This is a genomic window from Enterocloster bolteae (assembly GCF_002234575.2).
Lineage (GTDB): Bacteria > Bacillota > Clostridia > Lachnospirales > Lachnospiraceae > Enterocloster > Enterocloster bolteae.
In genome coordinates, this window is record NZ_CP022464.2 from 4293027 (window position 1) to 4310633 (window position 17607).

The 17607-nt window shown below is 51.1% G+C and carries 13 protein-coding genes; 3 read left to right on the forward strand and 10 right to left on the reverse strand.

The genetic code is table 11. The features are described 5' to 3' along the window. Positions 1-51: 51 nt before the first annotated feature. Genes CGC65_RS19875 through CGC65_RS19890 form a run of 4 tightly spaced genes read right to left on the reverse strand, consistent with a single transcriptional unit; the run spans position 52 to position 4673 of the window. A complete protein-coding gene (locus CGC65_RS19875) occupies positions 52-1470 on the reverse strand; it encodes an ABC transporter substrate-binding protein (protein ID WP_002565142.1) in 1419 nt (472 codons plus the stop codon). Between the two features lie 35 nt (positions 1471-1505). Beyond that, a complete protein-coding gene (locus tag CGC65_RS19880) occupies positions 1506-2354 on the reverse strand; it encodes a carbohydrate ABC transporter permease (RefSeq protein ID WP_002565143.1) in 849 nt (282 codons plus the stop codon). Between the two features lie 4 nt (positions 2355-2358). After that, positions 2359-3255 carry a carbohydrate ABC transporter permease gene (locus tag CGC65_RS19885; protein WP_002565144.1) on the reverse strand — a complete coding sequence of 299 codons (897 nt, stop codon included), beginning with the start codon at positions 3253-3255 and terminating at the stop codon, positions 2359-2361. Between the two features lie 17 nt (positions 3256-3272). After that, complete coding sequence (locus CGC65_RS19890; protein WP_002565145.1) at positions 3273-4673, reverse strand: alpha-glucosidase/alpha-galactosidase; 1401 nt, start codon at positions 4671-4673, stop codon at positions 3273-3275. A 278-nt stretch (positions 4674-4951) separates the two neighbouring features. Here CGC65_RS19890 and CGC65_RS19895 point away from each other — a divergent pair, with 278 nt between their 5' ends. Beyond that, a complete protein-coding gene (locus tag CGC65_RS19895) occupies positions 4952-5611 on the forward strand; it encodes a GntR family transcriptional regulator (protein WP_002565146.1) in 660 nt (219 codons plus the stop codon). Between the two features lie 108 nt (positions 5612-5719). Here the strand turns inward: CGC65_RS19895 and CGC65_RS19900 are convergent, their stop codons facing one another. Both CGC65_RS19900 and CGC65_RS19905 read right to left on the reverse strand, forming a co-directional pair. Continuing rightward, positions 5720-5947 carry an HPr family phosphocarrier protein gene (locus CGC65_RS19900; protein ID WP_002565147.1) on the reverse strand — a complete coding sequence of 76 codons (228 nt, stop codon included), beginning with the start codon at positions 5945-5947 and terminating at the stop codon, positions 5720-5722. A 210-nt stretch (positions 5948-6157) separates the two neighbouring features. Beyond that, positions 6158-7147 (reverse strand): substrate-binding domain-containing protein, encoded by a 990-nt coding sequence (locus CGC65_RS19905; RefSeq protein WP_038281552.1) that lies wholly within the window; start codon positions 7145-7147, stop codon positions 6158-6160. A 200-nt stretch (positions 7148-7347) separates the two neighbouring features. Between CGC65_RS19905 and CGC65_RS19910 the strand changes: the two genes are divergently transcribed. Then, positions 7348-8904, forward strand: a complete 1557-nt coding sequence (locus CGC65_RS19910) for a response regulator (protein ID WP_002578292.1) — start codon at positions 7348-7350, stop codon at positions 8902-8904. Further along, positions 8901-10778: a sensor histidine kinase gene (locus tag CGC65_RS19915; RefSeq protein WP_002565150.1), complete on the forward strand. Its 1878-nt coding sequence runs from the start codon at positions 8901-8903 to the stop codon at positions 10776-10778. The genes CGC65_RS19910 and CGC65_RS19915 overlap by 4 nt, the downstream gene beginning before the upstream one ends. On the opposite strand, the gene CGC65_RS19920 is transcribed toward CGC65_RS19915, so the two are convergent. The 4 genes from CGC65_RS19920 to CGC65_RS19935 all read right to left on the reverse strand — a co-directional run bounded on the left by CGC65_RS19920 (position 10765) and on the right by CGC65_RS19935 (position 17584). Next, the gene (locus tag CGC65_RS19920) at positions 10765-12042 is read right to left on the reverse strand and encodes a TolC family protein (RefSeq protein WP_002565151.1); all 1278 of its coding nucleotides are present in this window, start codon (positions 12040-12042) and stop codon (positions 10765-10767) included. The genes CGC65_RS19915 and CGC65_RS19920 overlap by 14 nt on opposite strands. Before the next feature lie 76 nt (positions 12043-12118). Continuing rightward, positions 12119-13279: a TolC family protein gene (locus CGC65_RS19925; protein ID WP_002565152.1), complete on the reverse strand. Its 1161-nt coding sequence runs from the start codon at positions 13277-13279 to the stop codon at positions 12119-12121. A gap of 18 nt (positions 13280-13297) precedes the next feature. After that, entirely contained in the window at positions 13298-16303 is a 3006-nt protein-coding gene (locus tag CGC65_RS19930) for an efflux RND transporter permease subunit (RefSeq protein ID WP_002565153.1), read from the reverse strand. Between the two features lie 3 nt (positions 16304-16306). Then, on the reverse strand, positions 16307-17584 hold the full coding sequence (locus tag CGC65_RS19935; protein WP_002565154.1) for an efflux RND transporter periplasmic adaptor subunit: 1278 nt from the start codon (positions 17582-17584) through the stop codon (positions 16307-16309). Positions 17585-17607: the final 23 nt, after the last annotated feature.

Sequence of the window (17607 nt, forward strand, 5' to 3'; positions counted from 1 at the left end):
CAAAATGCATCTCCCCATTCTGCGGCATCTCTCTCCTGTTCCTTCCTGCCCTTACTGGGCAGTTGCTGTCTCTATTTCCCGGTTGATTCCGTCAATCAGCATATCCGCACAGGCAGCAGCGTCCTCTTCCCCATAGCTCAAAGACTGGATTGCAAGGGTATACACACCGTCAGGCGCCTTTAATGCAGCCCGCTCTGTGAATATATCCAGCTTGAAGGCAGACCATGCCATCAGTTTCTCATTCATTTCAGCCACCAGGCTTCCCTCAGTCTCAACATATTTAACCGCATTTTTGTTGCACGGGATGCCGCGGCTGTCTCCAAGGATAACAGCTCCTTCTTCGTCCCCAAACAGGAACTGTATCAGGGCAGCAGCTTCCACCGGATGCTCAGAAGTGGAAGTGATTGCAATAACCTGCGATGCCTTAATGGGACCGCCATGGTATTCGCCCATATTAATCATATCGCCCACCACAATTTCGCCGTCAGTGACCGCATCCACATACTTGGCAATATTGGTATCCCAGCACATGGCGCCGCCGTAATGGCCGTTAATCCAGCTCTCGCTTGTCTCCAAAAGTTCAGAGGTGCCTTCCCCTGCCAGCTTCTCGGAATCAGGGATGATGTGCCTGTCTTCCAGCTCCTTGATGAAGTTCAGTCCTTCTGCGATTTCTTCTTTGGAGTACTGAAGCGCATTGTCCTTAATCCAATCCCTGCCGTATTTACACTGGAGATAATAAATCATGAGATGCACCTTTACATAATCCGCACAGGCAAAGGGATAGTAGGATCCATCCTCATAAGCCGCGAATTTCTCCCCCGCCTCATACAGCTCGTCCAGGGTAGTGGGTATCTTTGCCCCTACCTTATCATAGGTTGTCTTGTTCCATATAAAACCGCGGCCCGTATTGGCGATAGGGAGGGCCTGCAGGGCTCCGTTCACCGTATAAAAGGCCTTGTCGGAATCATCATAATTAGACAGGTCAATGATATTGGAAACCTTGTTCAGATCATAAAAGGTATCTCCGTTGGGTGAGTAAGCAAAAACCCAGTCCATGTTCAGCTGCACCACATCTGCCGCGGATCCCGCATTAAGGGCCAGGGATATCTTCTCCTCATGGCCGTTAAAAGCCTCGTACTCCGCCTCCACGGTTATGTTGGGATATTTGGCCTCAAATGCCTCGATGGCCTTAAGTGTCTTTTCATGGCGGGAATCCCCTCCCCACCAGTTAAAACGCAGGGTGATTGGGTCTGTGGTGTTTACCTCCATGTCAGCAGAAGCTGCCGCCTCTGTGTCTGCCCCGGCTGCCTCCGGGTCTGCTCCGGCTGCGTTTTCCGCCGCCTTTGTATCCTGGGTCTTAGCCGGAGCGGCTGCGGTCTCCTTTGACTGTGTGGGCATACATCCCGCCAGGGACCCTGCCAGGGCACCCGCCAGAATCAGACTAACCAGTTGTTTTCCTCGTTTTCTCATGTGTAACCTCCCATTATAATTTTATTTATTTTTCTTTACCCCTTTACTCCGCCTGCTGCAATTCCGTCTACAAACGAATCCTGCGCCATAAAAAATACGGCCAGGGACGGGATAATTGCCAGCAGCGACATTGCCAGTATCCGGTTCCAGTCAAATCCCGTCTCTGTATCCATGGACATTCTCAAAAATATGGATACCGGATATTTGCGCACTGAATTAATATAAATCAACGGCCCCATGAAATCGTTGGAGGCCCACATAAACTGGAACAGGGCACATGAAACGATAGACGGCTTCAGCATGGGAACAATCACGTACCACAGTCTCTCAACCACATTACATCCGTCAATCTCCGCAGCTTCTTCCAGTTCCCTGGGAATCCCCCTTAAAAACTGTATCAGCATATATACAAAGAACGTATCCCCTGCCAGCATGGAAGGAATCACAATCGGCAGATAGGAATTCAGCCATCCCACCTCGTTAAACAGGATGTACTGAGGTACATTTAAGACCACCTGTGGCAGAAACAGTGTGGAGAGCAGCAGCACGAAGAGCAGGTTCTTGCCCACAAACCGGAACCTGGCAAATCCATAGGATGTAATTACCGCGGATATAACGGTGAACACCACTTTCGGCAGTACAAACTTGTATGTATTCCCCATAAAATGCAGCAGGTTCATGCCCTCGTAACCCTTAAATCCATTTCTGTATCCGTCCAGAGTAGGCGCCATGGGAATGATTCCCGCACTGGAAAACAGCTCTGAATTTGTCTTAAAGGACGCTCCTATCATCCAGCACAGGGGATATATCATCACAATTCCCAGGCCAATCAGCAGGAGATACCGCAAAAACAGGTTAAGACGTGCTTTTTCTTTTCTGTTCATATGCCTACCTCCCATCCTCATCTGCATAGTAAACCCAATACTTCTGGCTGATAAAAGCCACCGCCGTAAAGGTCATGATTACCAGGAAAAGCAGCCATGCAATAGCGCTGGCCAGCCCCATCTCATTCCGCTTAAAGGCTTCGTTATAGACCAGAAGCGATACCAGGGTGGTGGAGCGCAGCGGACCTCCCTGGGTCACGATGAAGGGACCATTGAATTCCTGAAATTTATGACACAGCTGGGTCACGAAGTTATAAAAAATAACAGGTGTGATTAACGGAACCGTGATTTGAAAGAACTGCTTCCATTTTCCCGCTCCGTCAATGGCCGCTGCCTCGTAAAGATCTCCCTGCACCCCTTTCAGGGCCGCCAAAAAGATGACCATGGGAGAACCAAACTGCCACACCCTCAGAAGCACGATTACAAAGAACGCCCCGTCGGGATTACCCAGCCAGTTAAAGGCCGGAATACCCAGCGCCCCAAGCATGATGTTTACAAGGCCCTCTGTCTTGAACAAAAACTTCCACAGGACCGCAATGGACACTGACCCTCCCAGTATGGAGGGAATGTAATAAATGGTCCTGAAAAAATTGAGTCCCCGTATCTTATTGTTGAGTATGTAGGCAATAAACAGGGCGAACATAAGCTCCAGCGGCACGGTTAAAAACGCGTACTTAAAGGTCTGTATGAATGCCTTGATAATCAGCTTATCCCCAAGGATGTACTTGTAATTTTCCAGCCCGGTAAAGGAGGCTGTCTTGAACAAATTGTAGGAATGGAAGCTGTAAATAAAGGAGGCCGCAAAGGGATACAGCTTAAATACCAACAGTCCAATCAGCCAGGGCATGACAAATGCCAGTCCTATATTGCGTTTCCAGAATCCCTTCTTCTTTTTTTTCATTCTTATCCCCCATACGTTTATTTCCATCCGGCCGGAAGGTAACGTTCTGTATTATGAATCATGTCATCTGCCAGTTTCCTTATCTCACCCTCATCCCGGCATTTGTGCTTCACCAGCGGATCGTTCATAAATGCCTTTACCACCAGATTCCGGTCATATGTATCTGCTGCCTCCAGTATGTATCCGTGATTCTGTACATGTGGAAGTATCAATTCCCTGATTGGTTCCGGCAGGGGACCGGCTGCCACTGCCCTGATGCTGTCACGGGAGAATACTGCATTTGTCTCCACCACAGCCTCCTTTGGAAGATTGGGAATCTGCAGGAAGCTGTTTGGCATATTGACATTGCTCACCATCCGGTCCAGACCCACCAGAGCCTTTATCTGCTGTACCCCCTCCTCACCGGACGGAACAATCTCCATCTGCTCCTCTCCTTGAATCAGGCGCTTTCTCCTGGCCAGGCGTTCCTCCATCTGACTGATTCTAAAGTCCACTGTGGTCAGCCCGAACTTCCATGACCTGACTGTCTCCGGGTCATTGAGATAGGTGTTTCCCGGCATGAACTCTGCCAGATGCCGGTCTCCTGCGGCAGCGATCAGTCCATAACGGTTAAACAAATCAAATTTCACCCTGTGCCGGCAGTTAAAGGTGGATTTTTCCCATGGACGGTCAGGGTCGTCGTAACCCTCCTCAAAATGTGTCCCAATGTACTTCTTATAGACAGGGAACAGGTCCGCGCCTTCATAGGAAGCAGCGTCAAACCAGGTAAAATGGTTGACTCCCAATACATTTACATGAATATCCTTACGGTCAATGGGGCCTGTCCCCAGCTCCTGCGAAGCAATGGCGGCCAGCACCTTCTGTGTGCCGAACACCTCATGGCAGCAGCCAAAGGCCTTGATTTCAGGAAATGTCTTATAGAGACTGGCCACGCACAGGCTCATGGGGTTGGTATAGCTGATGACCCATGCAAAGGGACAAAACTCTCTGATAGCCAGCGCAATCTCCTCATACATGGGCAGGGTGCGAAGGGCGCGGACCATACCGCCCGGACCCGCCGTATCCCCCACCGACTGGTAGATGCCCAGCCGTTCCGGCAGGTGTACATCGGAACGCATTTCCTCAAAGGTCCCCGGCAGAATGGAGATTACCACAAAGTCAGCGCCCTTTAACGCCTCCTTTAAGGAATATGCCACCTTATAATCCCACCGGCCTGCGGCCTCTTTTCTCTCCTTAAGCTGGCTGCCGATGATCTGGTTCTCCTCAGCTGCCCTGGCATCTATATCATAGAGCCAGACCGTCCCGTCCAGCGCAGGCTCCAGGGCCAAATCCGCCATCAGTTTCCACGCCCATGCCTTGGATCCCCCTCCTATGTAAGCCATCTTGATATCTGATACATGATGATTGTTCCACTTCATTCCCATATCCTCCTCGTTATGAGCACTTGGCGTCTGTCTTTCAGACGCTTACGTGCGATACATGCCGCCTCCTCTGAATATCGTATATCGTATACGATTTACTGTAGTTTTATCATACTTTCGATGAAATTTCAATTACTTTTGTATATTATTTTTATATTTTGGCTAATATCACTAATTTTTATGTGCACTTTTTCATTTACCAACGCAACTAAGTTTTGACTCTTTTGGGTTTGTATGCTAAAATAGCTTTATTCTAAGAAAAGCGGGTGAAACAAATGAAAAAGCTGGATTCGCTGGAAATAATGCCCACGCGCATCCGAATCGCTTCCATTCTTCGCAAGGCGATTCTGTCAGGCGAGTTTAAAGAAGGGGAAGAATTGTCCCTTACAGACATAGCCAATAACCTGGGTGTCAGCAGGACGCCGGTCCGTGAAGCATTTCAGATTCTCTCCTCCGAAAATCTGATTCTGCTGAGAATGAATAAAGGGGCGATTGTAAAAGGAATCACCACCAAAACAATCCGTGAGCATTTTGAGATGAGATCATTATTAGAAGGGGAGGCCGCTGTCAGGGCCACCCTGAGACATTTTGACGTATCGGAACTGATGGAATCCCAGGTCCACATCGAAAGCCTGGGAGAAAATTTCACAGATGACGAGTATCAGTCCTATAACCAGAATCTCCATACCTCCATATGGAAGGCTGCCGACAACAGTAAGATGTATTCCACCCTCTCCTCACTGTGGAATGGAAGTTCCTTTGGAAAAACCGTTTCAGCCAAGGACCATCAGATTCTCTCCATCAGGGAACACAGGAACATCCTGGAATACATCCAGTCCTGCAATCCCTATCTGGTGCGAAAGGAAATGGAGCACCACATTGAACGAAGCATGAACAATATCATTGACAGCTTCTCCTTAAAGGAAAACGAGTAAGAAAAAGAAAACGTACGCTCTCTGGCGCACAAAAAACCGGGCCGCAGCATCTGCTGCGGACCCGGTTCTTTATATGTAGAAATCAAGGAAAGTGTATCTGATATCTGACTATGCTGCAAATGGAGCGATTTCCTCCATCAACTGGTCACAGTCATCTGTGTGAAGAATCAGTTCTACGGTTTTGGACTTTGCCAGTGATAATACACCTACAATAGACTTTGCATCAACCATACGGCTGCCGCATTTCACATCTGCATCGCACTCAAAACGGTTCATGATTCTTACAAAATTGATAATCTGGTCTGCCTGGTCAAACTTAACAAGGATACGTTTCATGTTGTTCACCTCCGTATGGTATTTTATTTAGTATCACTGTCAGATACTTGGGGGATGGTACTTACTGGTAAGTCCGCATCTGACAATGCCTGCTAACGTTATCTTTTGTTTGTCTTCCGACATATTTATAATACCACGTTCAGGTACTGGATTTCCATGGTAATATTTTTCTATCTCATGGAATATTTTCAAATATTATCCTTATATCATCTAAATCTGGTCCTTCCAGTAACCAATATTTTCCGAATCCACCTTTATGGGCTCTCCGGCTATGACCTCCAGCCCGCCGTCATGACCGTAATCCATGGGGTATGTCCTGCCTCCCAGAAGCAGCTCCTGGTCCCCCCTCTCCTCAATACGTCCCTCAGACAGCTCCAGGCACACATACCCTGCCACCCTTCCCAGGTCCATGGGGTTCCATATGTAAAGTACCGGGCAGATATCCTCAGGATCGCTGCCCACATAGTCCTCCATCTGGTCTGGAAGTCCCAGGCCGATGACCTTTACCTTTGAGGCCTGGCCCCGCGCCTTCACCACATCAGCCGCTGCCTTGATTCCTTCCGTGGACAGGCAGCACATTACCTTCAGGTCAGGATAAGTCTCCAGCATCAGATTTGCCTTCTCAGCCGCCTTTTCATATTCCCCTTCCCCGTAGGCAATGTCCACCAGACGCAGGTCACGGTACTCCAGGTTCTGCAGTTCCTGCTTCATCATGTATATCCACTCGTTTTGATTGGCGGAACGGCTTCCCGCCGACAGGATTCCCCACTGGCCGCTGTGACCGCATATACGGTCCACCTCCCTGACCAGTTCCTTGCCCAGCTCCCTGGCATCCACCGGGCTTATGTAAATACTGCGGCTTCCCGCCTCCACATCCGCATCCAGGGTGATGACGGAGATTCCCTTTTCCCTGGCCTGGGTCAGGACCGGAGTCAGGGCATATTCATCGTTGGCAGCCACGGCAATGGCCTCCACCTTCTCGTCGATAAGGTTCTGTATCAGATGTATCTGCTCCTGGGCAGAGGGGTGGTCGGGGTACAGCACAATACAGTTCTTGCCGGCATCCTCCACCGTCTGTTTAAACCCTTCGCTGGCCAGCTCATTGTACCAGTTGTTTCTGGATTTCATGATAATGGCGTATTTTCCCCTGTTAAACTGGCTGCTCTGGCAGGAAAACAGGAACAACACGCCTGTCATCATGACCGCCCCCGCTATCCAAGCCCAATTTTTTCCTTTCACCCTGCCGTTCCCGCCTTCCTGCTGTTTTTTCCCAGTATATACCTAATGTCGTATTTTGTCCATTTCCGTTGCAAATTTATGATTTCTTGATACAATAGTTGTATCGGTATTGATTATTGTATACAAATCACTGCCTTTTAGAAAAGGATGGATGATGATAGATGAAACTTCTGATTGTTGATGATGAAAAACTGACCCGTGAGGGAATCCGGGACAGCTTGGGCCTGGAGAGCCTTGGCATCAGCCAGGTACTGTTAGAGGACGACGGCATACACGGCCTTAAAACCGCCCTTGAGGAGCGCCCGGATATTGTGCTCACAGACGTCCGGATGCCCAGGATGAATGGGGTCCAGATGGCGGAACGGATTTTAAAGGAGCTGCCCGGGACCAGTATCATCTTTATGAGCGCTTATTCCGACAAGGAATACCTGAAAGCCGCTATCAAACTGAAGGCTTTGGGATATGTGGAAAAACCCCTTGACATGGAGGAACTGGCCTCAGCCGTAAAGGAGGCAGTGGACAGCAGCAGGAACGAGAAAATAAGCCAGGCAGCAGCAAGGCTTCAGGAAAAGGAACAGCTGGGCCATCTGAGCCTCCTGCTGTCCCAGCCAGAGGAGGAAAGTCTTATAAAGGCAGGACAGCTGGCGGCGGACCTGGGTCTTTCTATCACCCATACCACCTGCTTCTGCTGCATTATCATTGACTGTGTCACTCCCTTATCCGCACTGCCGGAGGAACAGATGGACGGAATCAGGGATTATTTTATGGAGTATCTCACATCCATGGACATATCCCAGGCCTATGTGCTGAGGGGGGACCACCGCATTATTGTTTTCCTCCACTCCCCGGTGCGTCCCGCGGACAAGACCCTGTACGACTGCGCCGGTCTCCTGGCCCAAAAGCTTATTAAGATATGTCCCTTTTTCATTTCTCTTGGCCCGGTTGTAAGCGGAATGGACCGCGCGCATCTATCTTACCAGGAAGCCAGCGAACATCTGAAGGAGGCATTTTTCCACGACTACGGATTCATACTGACCCGCAATATGGAAACAGCTGTTTTCCGGCCGCCGGCAGATCTCCTTCTGGAATTTTCCATGGCCCTGTCCGAAAAGCAGGAGGAGGAAGCCCTGGACATCGTCAGGCGGCTGTACGAATCCTTTGTGCCAAACGACATGATTGGCCCCAGCCAGGTAAAGGATATCTATTACAAGTATTTCAGCAAGCTGGACGAACACGGCCTGGGAAGCTATATTTCCCTGTGGCAGAAGGAAGGACTGGAGTCTGAATCCATCTGGGAAGGGGTTATGAACTGCACCATCCTGAGGGAGCTCAACGACCTTCTGGCGGCAAAGGTGCGCCTGTTCTTTGAGCGCCTTCGTGGAAACAGCGTGGGAAATCCGGTGGTATTCCAGATAAAGGAATACATCCATAAGAACTATGCGGTCCTGTCCCTTTCCGTGCCCGATGTCAGCGAATACGTCCGCCTTTCATCCAGCTACGTATGTACTATTTTTAAAAATGAGACAGGACAGACCTTAAACCAGTACCTGACGGATTACCGCATCAAGATGTCCAAGCAGTTCTTAAGCGATCCCAGATACAAGATTGCCGATATTTCCTCCAAGGTAGGATACAGCGACGGCAATTACTACAGCAAGACCTTTAAGAAAATCGTGGGCCTGTCCCCTTCTGAATACAGGGAGAAAATGCTTGCATGAAAAACCCGTTCACAAAGCTAATTCACCATTATACCTATGACATGCGCCTGAAAACAAAGCTTGTCATATCGCACATCATCCTGGTTCTGCTGCCCACCGCCGTACTGTCAGGCTTTCTTTACCTGCGCATTTACGGCATTGTTATGGATGACAGCATCCGCTCGGAGCAGGCTTTGTCCGCACAGACCGTGACCTCCATCGAGAGTCTCGTTTCCCATGTGGGGCACGCCTCTGACACCATCACCGGCTCCATGATGGTACAGGATCTGTTCCGGGTACCCAGATCAGAGGCCAGTACCCGGGATATCTCCACCTCCAAGATGAACAGCCTGTTCCACCTGGTGCAGAGCATTACGGACCATTCCATGATTATGGATGTGAAGATTTATTATGATGACAGCGTGTACGGGGACCTGATGCAGTACAACAAGATAGGGAATGCCCTGTTTAACCCGGTTTCTTCCGTCAGCAGCAGCTACTGGTACGGCATTTTCAGCACCTCACAGCAGTCGCGCCTGCTGTGCCCGGAATTGTACCTGACACCGGACGAGACGGGAAAGAGCGGAAAGCTGGCCTATATTACCCGAATCCCTTATACCTATGAAGGCGGTACTGTGTCCGACATTGAAAATGCCTCCGCCTATGTGGCCCTGTATCTGTCCGGACCTGCCTTTGAGACGGTGCTGCGCAACGACGCCACGGTCACGGATGAGGCTGCCTTTCTGGTTAATGAGCGGGATGTAATTGTGTCCGCCTCAGATATGGGCCTGGCCGGGAAATACTTCATTCCCCGCCGTGATTTGGAGCAGCGGGTGGGAAAGGAAAAGACCTTTTCCCTTGTTTCCTATCTGGACGGCTCTGCCTATGTCGCCTATTTTCCCATCGCGGACACGGACTGGTACATGATGTCCATTATTCCTGCCCTCCATATCGGAGACGCCGGAAAGGCGCTGATGACGCATTTTGCCATGATTTACCTGCTGTTCACCGCCCTGGCCCTGTACACTGCCTTCCGACTGTCGGGTTCCATTGCGGACCGCATCATAGGTGTGGCCCTGCAGATGGAGACGGTGCGCACAGGCCCGCCCCAGCCCATGGATGTGGCTGACACGGGTTGCGACGAAATTGGTGTGCTCTCCGATACCTACAACTACATGACAGAAGAAATCATCACCTTAATGGACAGCCAGAAAAAGGCTTCGGATGAGCTTCGGATGGCGGAATTCCGCGCCCTTCAGGCCCAGATCAATCCCCATTTTCTCTATAATACCCTGGATATGATTAACTGGCTGTCCCAGACCGGGCAGAGCGAGAAAGTAACGGAAGCAGTCCAGATCCTGTCCCGTTTTTATAAACTGACTCTGAGCCGCAGGGAGCTGATGAACTCCATTGAGAAGGAGCTGGAGCATGTAAGCCTTTATGTGCGTCTCCAGAACATGCGGTATGACAATTGTGTGGCCTTTGTGGTGGATGTGCCGGAAGAACTCTGCGAGTACACAATCCCCAAGCTGACGTTCCAGCCCATTGTGGAAAATGCCTTTCTCCACGGAATCATGATGAAGGAAGAAAAAAAAGGCAGTATCCTGCTAACCGGCTGGCCAGAGGGAGATGATATTGTATTCATCATCTCTGACGACGGGGCAGGCATACCGCCTGAAACGCTTGATACTTTAAAGGATGATGTGAATGCCGGCACCGGCTCCTCCGCCAGCCCCAGGCACACCGCCTTTTCCGGCCATATCGGCATCTACAATACCAACTTAAGGCTGAAGAGCCTGTACGGCGAATCCTACGGCCTCTCCATCACCAGCACCCTGGGCAAAGGCACGGAGGTAACCGTTCGGATCCCTGCCAGACATATCACGTCTGACTGATTCCTTTCACATCCCAGCAATATGATTCATAGGCCGCTGTCAGGTTCATGGCAGCGGTCTCTTTTGCTGCCTTTTTCTCCAGATAGGATGCCTGGCCCTCCAGGTACTGCGTGCCTGTCAGCAGTCCGGCCTGCTGCTTTCTCTGGAGTCCTTCGTAGGTCAGCTGGGCGCTCTGAAAGGCAGTGAGGGCCGCCTCATAGGCTGTCTTGCTGGCCTGGAGGTTCTGGTAGGAAGCCAAAAACGCTGCCTCCTTTGTCCCCTCCGCCTCATCCACCAGCTTGAATCTGATATTTATTTCAGTGGTACTGCTGGCTGAGGTGTGGCGGGCATTCTGCACGCTCTTGTCATTTCCCATGGCCCTGATCTTATCGCTCTCATAGTCCACGGCTTCAATGGCGGCCATATCCGGCTCCGGTACGGTTCCTATGACCACCTGGCTGCTGTCCTCAATCCCCAGCATGGTAAGAAGCTGCTGCCGCAGCTGACTGGCCTGGAGCCTGAGGGATTCCAGCGAATTTTTGGCAGTGTCCAGGTTTTTTTGCGCTTCCTTCAGCTGGGCCTGGGTGGCGGAACCGGCTGCCTGCTTTCTCCCCATGGCCTCAAAGGCGGCCTGTAAGGACTCACCCCGCTTTTCCTGGTATTCCACGTTCTGCACCATCTGGTTGTAGGAATTCATCAGTGTCTGAGCTGTCATGGTAAAGGTATCCGCGGATTTTTCCAGGCTGCGGGTGCTCTTTTCACTGGTCATGATATCCAGCTGGCTGTATATACGGCTGGCTGAGGATTTTAACATGGCGGCATTGGAGGCATAGATTCCGGCTGTCTGGCTGTCCTCATCGTCCATGTCCTCCGCCTTATCCTCCATGTTGTCCTGCTCCCGCTTAAGGGTGTCCCATATTTCCTGGTAGGCGTTTATATTGTCCTCATAATCCTCTATGCTCTCTTTTAAAGACAGGTTCCCCTGTTTCAGCAGTTCCCTCAGATTGCCGTATTCAATGATTATGGCACCCGCTGTATTCCCTGCGGTTTCCGGGGTGGTGCTGGCTGCTCCGGCCTGGGATATATCCTTAGATATGTCCTGAGATGTGTCCTGAGCTGCATAGGAAGTCCGGCCGCCGGCTCCCCACAGGCACAGTACCATTGCCAGAAGAACTATTTTAACCTTTTGGGTGTTTCCTGTCTGCGTGTTTCCCGTTTCTGTATTTCCCGTTATTATGTCCCCCCTGTTCCTGCCGCTCTCCTTTATATCACTGCGGTTTCTCATTTCTGTCCCACCTCGTTTCGTTCTGCCATTTCCTGTGCTTTACACGGTTCTATTCCGTCTCCCATATGCTCACATCCTATGACACAGACGCCAGTCCGTCCACCGACCAACGGTATTCCAACTGGGCCTTAAGCAGGGCCAACTTCTGTGTGCGCACATTGACCTGGGCCGCGGCAAAGGCGGTCTGCTGTGTTACATAATCGTTCCTTGTCGTGGTTCCGGCTGCCATTTTCCGCTCCGCCGCCGCCATGGCTGCCGCCTCGATTTCATACGTATTAAGGGCCTGCTCATAGTCGGATTTGGATATCATCATGCTCTCGTATGCATTCTTTATGCTGGAAGCAGCTGTCTCCTTCTGGCTCTTTAAGCTCTGTTCCAGACTGGTTTTGTTGGTGCCGCTTTTTGCATTGGCTATTTTCTTTTCAAGTATTTTAAGGCTGTAGTTATTTTCCACTCCCCTGGATACATCTTCCTCCAGGTTAATGGCTGTCATTCCCTCCAGGTCCGGCTCCGGCACATCCCCTATATCCACCTGCGCCCCGTAGGTCCATCCCAGCATAAGGCAGAGAGTTTCTTTTGTCTGCCCCAGACTGCTCTGGGCCGACAGCAGGGATGCATCTGCCGATGTGACGGCCTCCCGGGCCGACAGCACCTGGGCCTGGGTAGACATACCCGCACTCAGGCGGTTAAGCGTCTGGTCATAGGAGGACCGGGCCTGTATCTTATTCTGTTCCAGGCTCTCCAGACTGTATGTCTGGCTCCAGTAGCTTATCATCAGCTCCTGGGCCTCCTTCACCAGACCTGCCTCTGTCTTGTCATATTCCAGCTTTTTGACGTCCCCGTCCTCCACATTGTCGTCTCCCTGCTCCCGCAGATTATCTGCCTGAATCTGGCTGCTCAGATAGGAGGAAAGGCGGCTGGCATAATCTGAATCCGACGAATCAGGATATTCCAGGCTTCCGTATATATCATCGGCGGCATCATAGTAATCATCCGCGATATCGTCCGCGTCCTCGCCCCGGAAATCCTCATACTCCAGCTGGTTCTGGATCACCGTGTTATTGTATACATGAATCAAATCCGCTATCTCTGTGAATTCCAGCTGATTATCCCTGAGGGAAGCCCACTGTTCTGCGGTATAGGCAAACTCCGGGGTGCCGGCCCATGCCGTCACCGGCATGGTGCCAAGGCACAATACCACTGCCAGGCATCCTGCCCCTATTTTTCCATGTTTCATATGATTGACACCTCTTTCTTAAATATCCAGTACAACCCGTTTCTTATCACCGTTCATAAGCGCATAGTAGATTGGCAGTATGAACAGAGCCACCGCCACGCCCACGCTGAGTCCGCCGATGTTAACAATGGCCAGACCCTGGGTGGTGGAACCGCTGTCCCCTATGGCCAGGGCCATGGGAATCATGGAAAGGATGGTGGTAAGGCTGGTCATCATAATGGGCCTTAAACGTGTGGCGCCGGCCTCAATGAGGGCTGTCTTTAAATCCATGGTCATGCGGTATTGGTTCACTGTATCCACATAGAGGATACCATTGTTAACAACAGTGCCGACCAGAATCAGGAAGCCCAGGATAGACGTCATACTGATGCTGACCCCCGTAATCTGCAAAAGCCCGAAGGAGCCAATGAGGCTGAATGGTATGGTAGTCATTACCATGAAGGAAAACTTCGGTGACTCAAACTGCGCTGACAGTACCACAAATACCAGGAACACAGCAACGGCAATCGCCTGGTACAAGGCTGCAAATTCCTCCTGCATCATTCGGTTCATGGAGTTGACGCCCCTTTTGATGGTGCCGCTTAAGTTGGGGTTTATGACCTCGCTGTCTATGGCGGACTGGACATTTCCCCCTGTATAATCTGCTGTAATGGTTATCTCATATGCCTTATCCGTCTTGGAAATGGAAGCCGGGCTGTCCTTATAATAGATTTCCGCCACATCCGTCAGGGCCACATAGCCTCCGGAAGGCTTGGAGAGTATAATATCCTTCATCTGGCTGACCGTGCGGTACTCATCCTCCGGGTACTCAGCCATCACGCTGACCTCCCTGCCGTCCACATCCAGGGTGGTCACCTCTTCGCCGTCCATCATCTGCTTTACCTGGGAACCAATCTGGGATGCAGTAAGCCCCTCCGCTGCCGCCAGTACCGGGTCCACCTTCACGGTAACCACAGGCGCTGTATTTTCTATGCTGGAATGGACGTTCATCACATCGTCCCTGGCCGTCATCTCGGTAACAATCTTGTTGCTGACTTCCTGGAGCTCGTCGTAATCTGTTCCGTTAAGGATGACTTCATATCCCCGGTTCCTGCTCATGAAGCTCATGGACGAGGATGCCTCCACTGTCACCGTACAGTTATCCAGATCCGCCATCTCTGTCTCCCACTGCTCCACTACCTCGTCGGTGCTCATATCCCTGTTGTCCCTCAGATAGGCTGTTATGGTACCGCTGTCATTGTTATAGCGCAGCATGTAGGATTCCACATCCGGATGCCCCTGGACAATCTCCTCTGCCTGCAGCAGCATGGCGTCGGCATTTTCCGACAGCAGCCCCGGCCTTGTTTCGATGGAAACACTGACCGTTCCCGTATCGTCCGCGGTCATAAGCTCGGTTTCCATCCCGCTGGCCAGAAAATAGGCTGCAATCACCAGGATTACAGATGCAATCATGATAATGGCCTTGTGGTTTAAAAGTCCGGGCATGATGCGGCGGTATCCGTTCTGTATCCGCTCCATTGGCCGCGACATCGGCGCCTGCATCCTCTCCTGGGGCTTATACGCCATATATGTAAGGGGAACAATGGTAATAGCCGACAAAAAGGAGGCGAGCATACAGAACACGATAACGTATCCCATGGAGCCGAACATCTGTCCCGACATACCCTGCAGAAATACCAGCGGCAGGAAAACCACGCAGGTAGTCACCGTGGAGCCCAAAATGGACTGTAGCACAATGTTTGTACCTGACAGGGAAGCCCTGGCATATCCCAGAAGGCCCTTGTCCTCCTCTGTCTCGATGGCCCTGAAACAGCTCTCCAGCACCACGATGGAGTTATCCACCATCATGCCCACGCCCAGCACCAGACCGCTCATGGTAATGATGTTCAGAGAAAAACCGGCGCTGGTCATCAGAATCAGGGACACCAGGATAGAGGTAGGTATGGAGCTTCCTACAATCAGGGACGCCTTATAGTCCCCAAAGAAAATGAATATGATAATCATGGAAATCACGGCTGCCAGCACCAGGGTAAGGGCCACATCCTTAAGGGAGCTGAGAATGCTGTCCGCGCTGTCCCTGACAATCCTGATATTCAGGTTCTCGTCGTCCGCCTCCAGGCTTTCGATAACCTCCTGGACCTCGGATGACACATCCATGGCCGTGCTGCTCTGCTGCTTGGTGATGGAAATGGAAATAGTGTCCTGGCCGTTGTAGCGCGAGATACCTCCCCGGCTCTCCTCTGCCTCATAAACCTTGGCAATGTCCTCCAGATACACAATTTTTCCGCTGGAGGTGGTGATGGGGACTTCCTTCAGAGCTTCTATGGTCTCATGCTCCAGGGACGTTGAAACAGAAAGCTCCAGTTTTCCGGATACAGCATCGCCGGATGGGTAGGAAAGATTTGCCGTGCTCATAGCAGTGGACACGTCGCTCATGGTCACCTGATACTGGGCCATCTCATCGGATTGAAGCTCAATTTTATAATATTCCGACTTACCGCCCATGGCCTCCACCTCTGCCACAGAGGAAATCTGTTCCAGCAAAGGCACCACGGTCTGGTCCACATAATCGTACAAATCCTCCTGGGAAGGATTTGATATGGAAAGCATCATGGTGGTTCCCGCATTGTTATTCATCTCCATGACAGAGGTCTCCGCGTCGTCAGGGAGCTGGCGGCTCAATGCATCCAGACTCTGGGATAAATCATTATATGCGTCATCCATATCGGTGCCGTAATCATATTCCAGCATAATCATGGCCCTGTTTTCGCTGGAAGTGGAGCTCATGCTTTTCACGCCCTCTATGGTCCCCACCTGGTCTTCTATGGGCTGGGTCACAAGTTCATCTATATCCTCAGGACCAGCCCCGGAATAAGACGCTATGATAATCAGCATGGGCTGATCCGTGTCCGGCATCTGTTCCAGCGTGGCATTAAAAACGGAAGAAATACCGAATACCAGAAGGCAAAGCAATGCCATAACCGTGGCCACCGGACGTTTTAATACAAACCTTGTCAATCCCATGGGTTATGCCTCCTGTTCCGCCTGTGATGCTGCATGTTTGCTGTCTTCCCCGCCGGGTGCTGCTGTTTCTCCGGCCTGTGTTTCTTCCTCGGACTGGTTCCCTTCTCCGGACTGGAACTCTTCTCTGGACTGAAACTCTTCTCCGGACTGGGTTTTCTCTCCGGCTTGTGTTTCTTCTCTAAACTGTGCCTCTTCTCCTGGCTGCACCTCATCCCTCAACCGTATTTTCGCCCCCTCATACAGGTTGGAGCTCCATGTGCTCACAACCATGTCATCGGCTGACAGGCCGGAAAGAATCTGGGCATGTTCCTCGTCCTCCAGTCCCACTTCCACCTGGGCCATGGATGCGGTGCCGTCCTGGTACAGATAAACATAGGCATTGCCCCCGCTGTAATAGATGGCATCAATGGGAACCACCATTGTATCCAGTGCCCGTTCCGTCACAAGATTTAATTTCACCGTGCTTCCGGCTGCAATCTCCTGTGTGTTTTCAATCTGGGCCTTTACCTTGAACAGCCCTGTATCCCTGTCAACCATGGAGTTTATTTCGCTGATATATGCCTTGTATGTAGTTCCGTTCTTCTGGATTTCCAGCTCATCGCCCACATTGGCGTTCTGCATCATGCGCTGGGTCACATAGAAGGAGACTATGTTCTCTCCCTCGCCGGCAATCACGCACAAATCCTGGGACTGGCTCACCCTGTCATACACCTCCACGTCAAAGCTTTCAATCTTCCCATTGATAGGAGCGGTGACGGAACTGTACTGCACCTGTCTTTCGTAAGCCAGTTTAGCGGACTCATACTGGAGCTGCGCGGACTTCACCGCATTGACATACTGCTCGTATTCCTGCTCAGACAAATCGCCGCCGCTGTAAAGAATCTGCATTCTTCTCAGGTTGCTCTGGGCCTCTGAAAGGGATACAGATGCAGCATCCATGGAGTTCTTTGCCGTCTCCACCTGCTCTGTATCAATCTCAAACAGGACCTGGCCCTGTGTCACCATGTCCCCTGCCTTCACATATACCGCCGTGACGTCACCTGCTGCCTTTGCATAGATATGAACCACATCAGAAGGCTCCACTGTGCCGGTAAGCCCTGTGGTAAGGATAATATCGCCGGAGGACGGCTGTTCTGCCCTCACCACTGTGACAGAAGCCTCCTGTCCCATAGGCATGCCGCCCTTTGCTTTTTTTCCTCCCTTCATTACAATCATAGCCACAGCCAGTATGACAATGATTCCGGCTGCAATGCCTATCTTTATTTTCCTGCTCTTGCTCATATCCAATCTCCTTTGCTGGTTTA

Coding starts and splice junctions, on each gene's coding strand:
- CGC65_RS19925 (WP_002565152.1), bottom strand. CDS start 13,279: ATGAAACATGGAAAAATAGGGGCAGGATGCCTGGCAGTGGTATTGTGC.
- CGC65_RS19880 (WP_002565143.1), bottom strand. CDS start 2,354: ATGAACAGAAAAGAAAAAGCACGTCTTAACCTGTTTTTGCGGTATCTC.
- CGC65_RS19895 (WP_002565146.1), top strand. CDS start 4,952: ATGAAAAAGCTGGATTCGCTGGAAATAATGCCCACGCGCATCCGAATC.
- CGC65_RS19915 (WP_002565150.1), top strand. CDS start 8,901: ATGAAAAACCCGTTCACAAAGCTAATTCACCATTATACCTATGACATG.
- CGC65_RS19910 (WP_002578292.1), top strand. CDS start 7,348: ATGAAACTTCTGATTGTTGATGATGAAAAACTGACCCGTGAGGGAATC.
- CGC65_RS19875 (WP_002565142.1), bottom strand. CDS start 1,470: ATGAGAAAACGAGGAAAACAACTGGTTAGTCTGATTCTGGCGGGTGCC.
- CGC65_RS19930 (WP_002565153.1), bottom strand. CDS start 16,303: ATGGGATTGACAAGGTTTGTATTAAAACGTCCGGTGGCCACGGTTATG.
- CGC65_RS19935 (WP_002565154.1), bottom strand. CDS start 17,584: ATGAGCAAGAGCAGGAAAATAAAGATAGGCATTGCAGCCGGAATCATT.
- CGC65_RS19920 (WP_002565151.1), bottom strand. CDS start 12,042: ATGAGAAACCGCAGTGATATAAAGGAGAGCGGCAGGAACAGGGGGGAC.
- CGC65_RS19905 (WP_038281552.1), bottom strand. CDS start 7,147: ATGATGACAGGCGTGTTGTTCCTGTTTTCCTGCCAGAGCAGCCAGTTT.
- CGC65_RS19890 (WP_002565145.1), bottom strand. CDS start 4,673: ATGAAGTGGAACAATCATCATGTATCAGATATCAAGATGGCTTACATA.
- CGC65_RS19885 (WP_002565144.1), bottom strand. CDS start 3,255: ATGAAAAAAAAGAAGAAGGGATTCTGGAAACGCAATATAGGACTGGCA.
- CGC65_RS19900 (WP_002565147.1), bottom strand. CDS start 5,947: ATGAAACGTATCCTTGTTAAGTTTGACCAGGCAGACCAGATTATCAAT.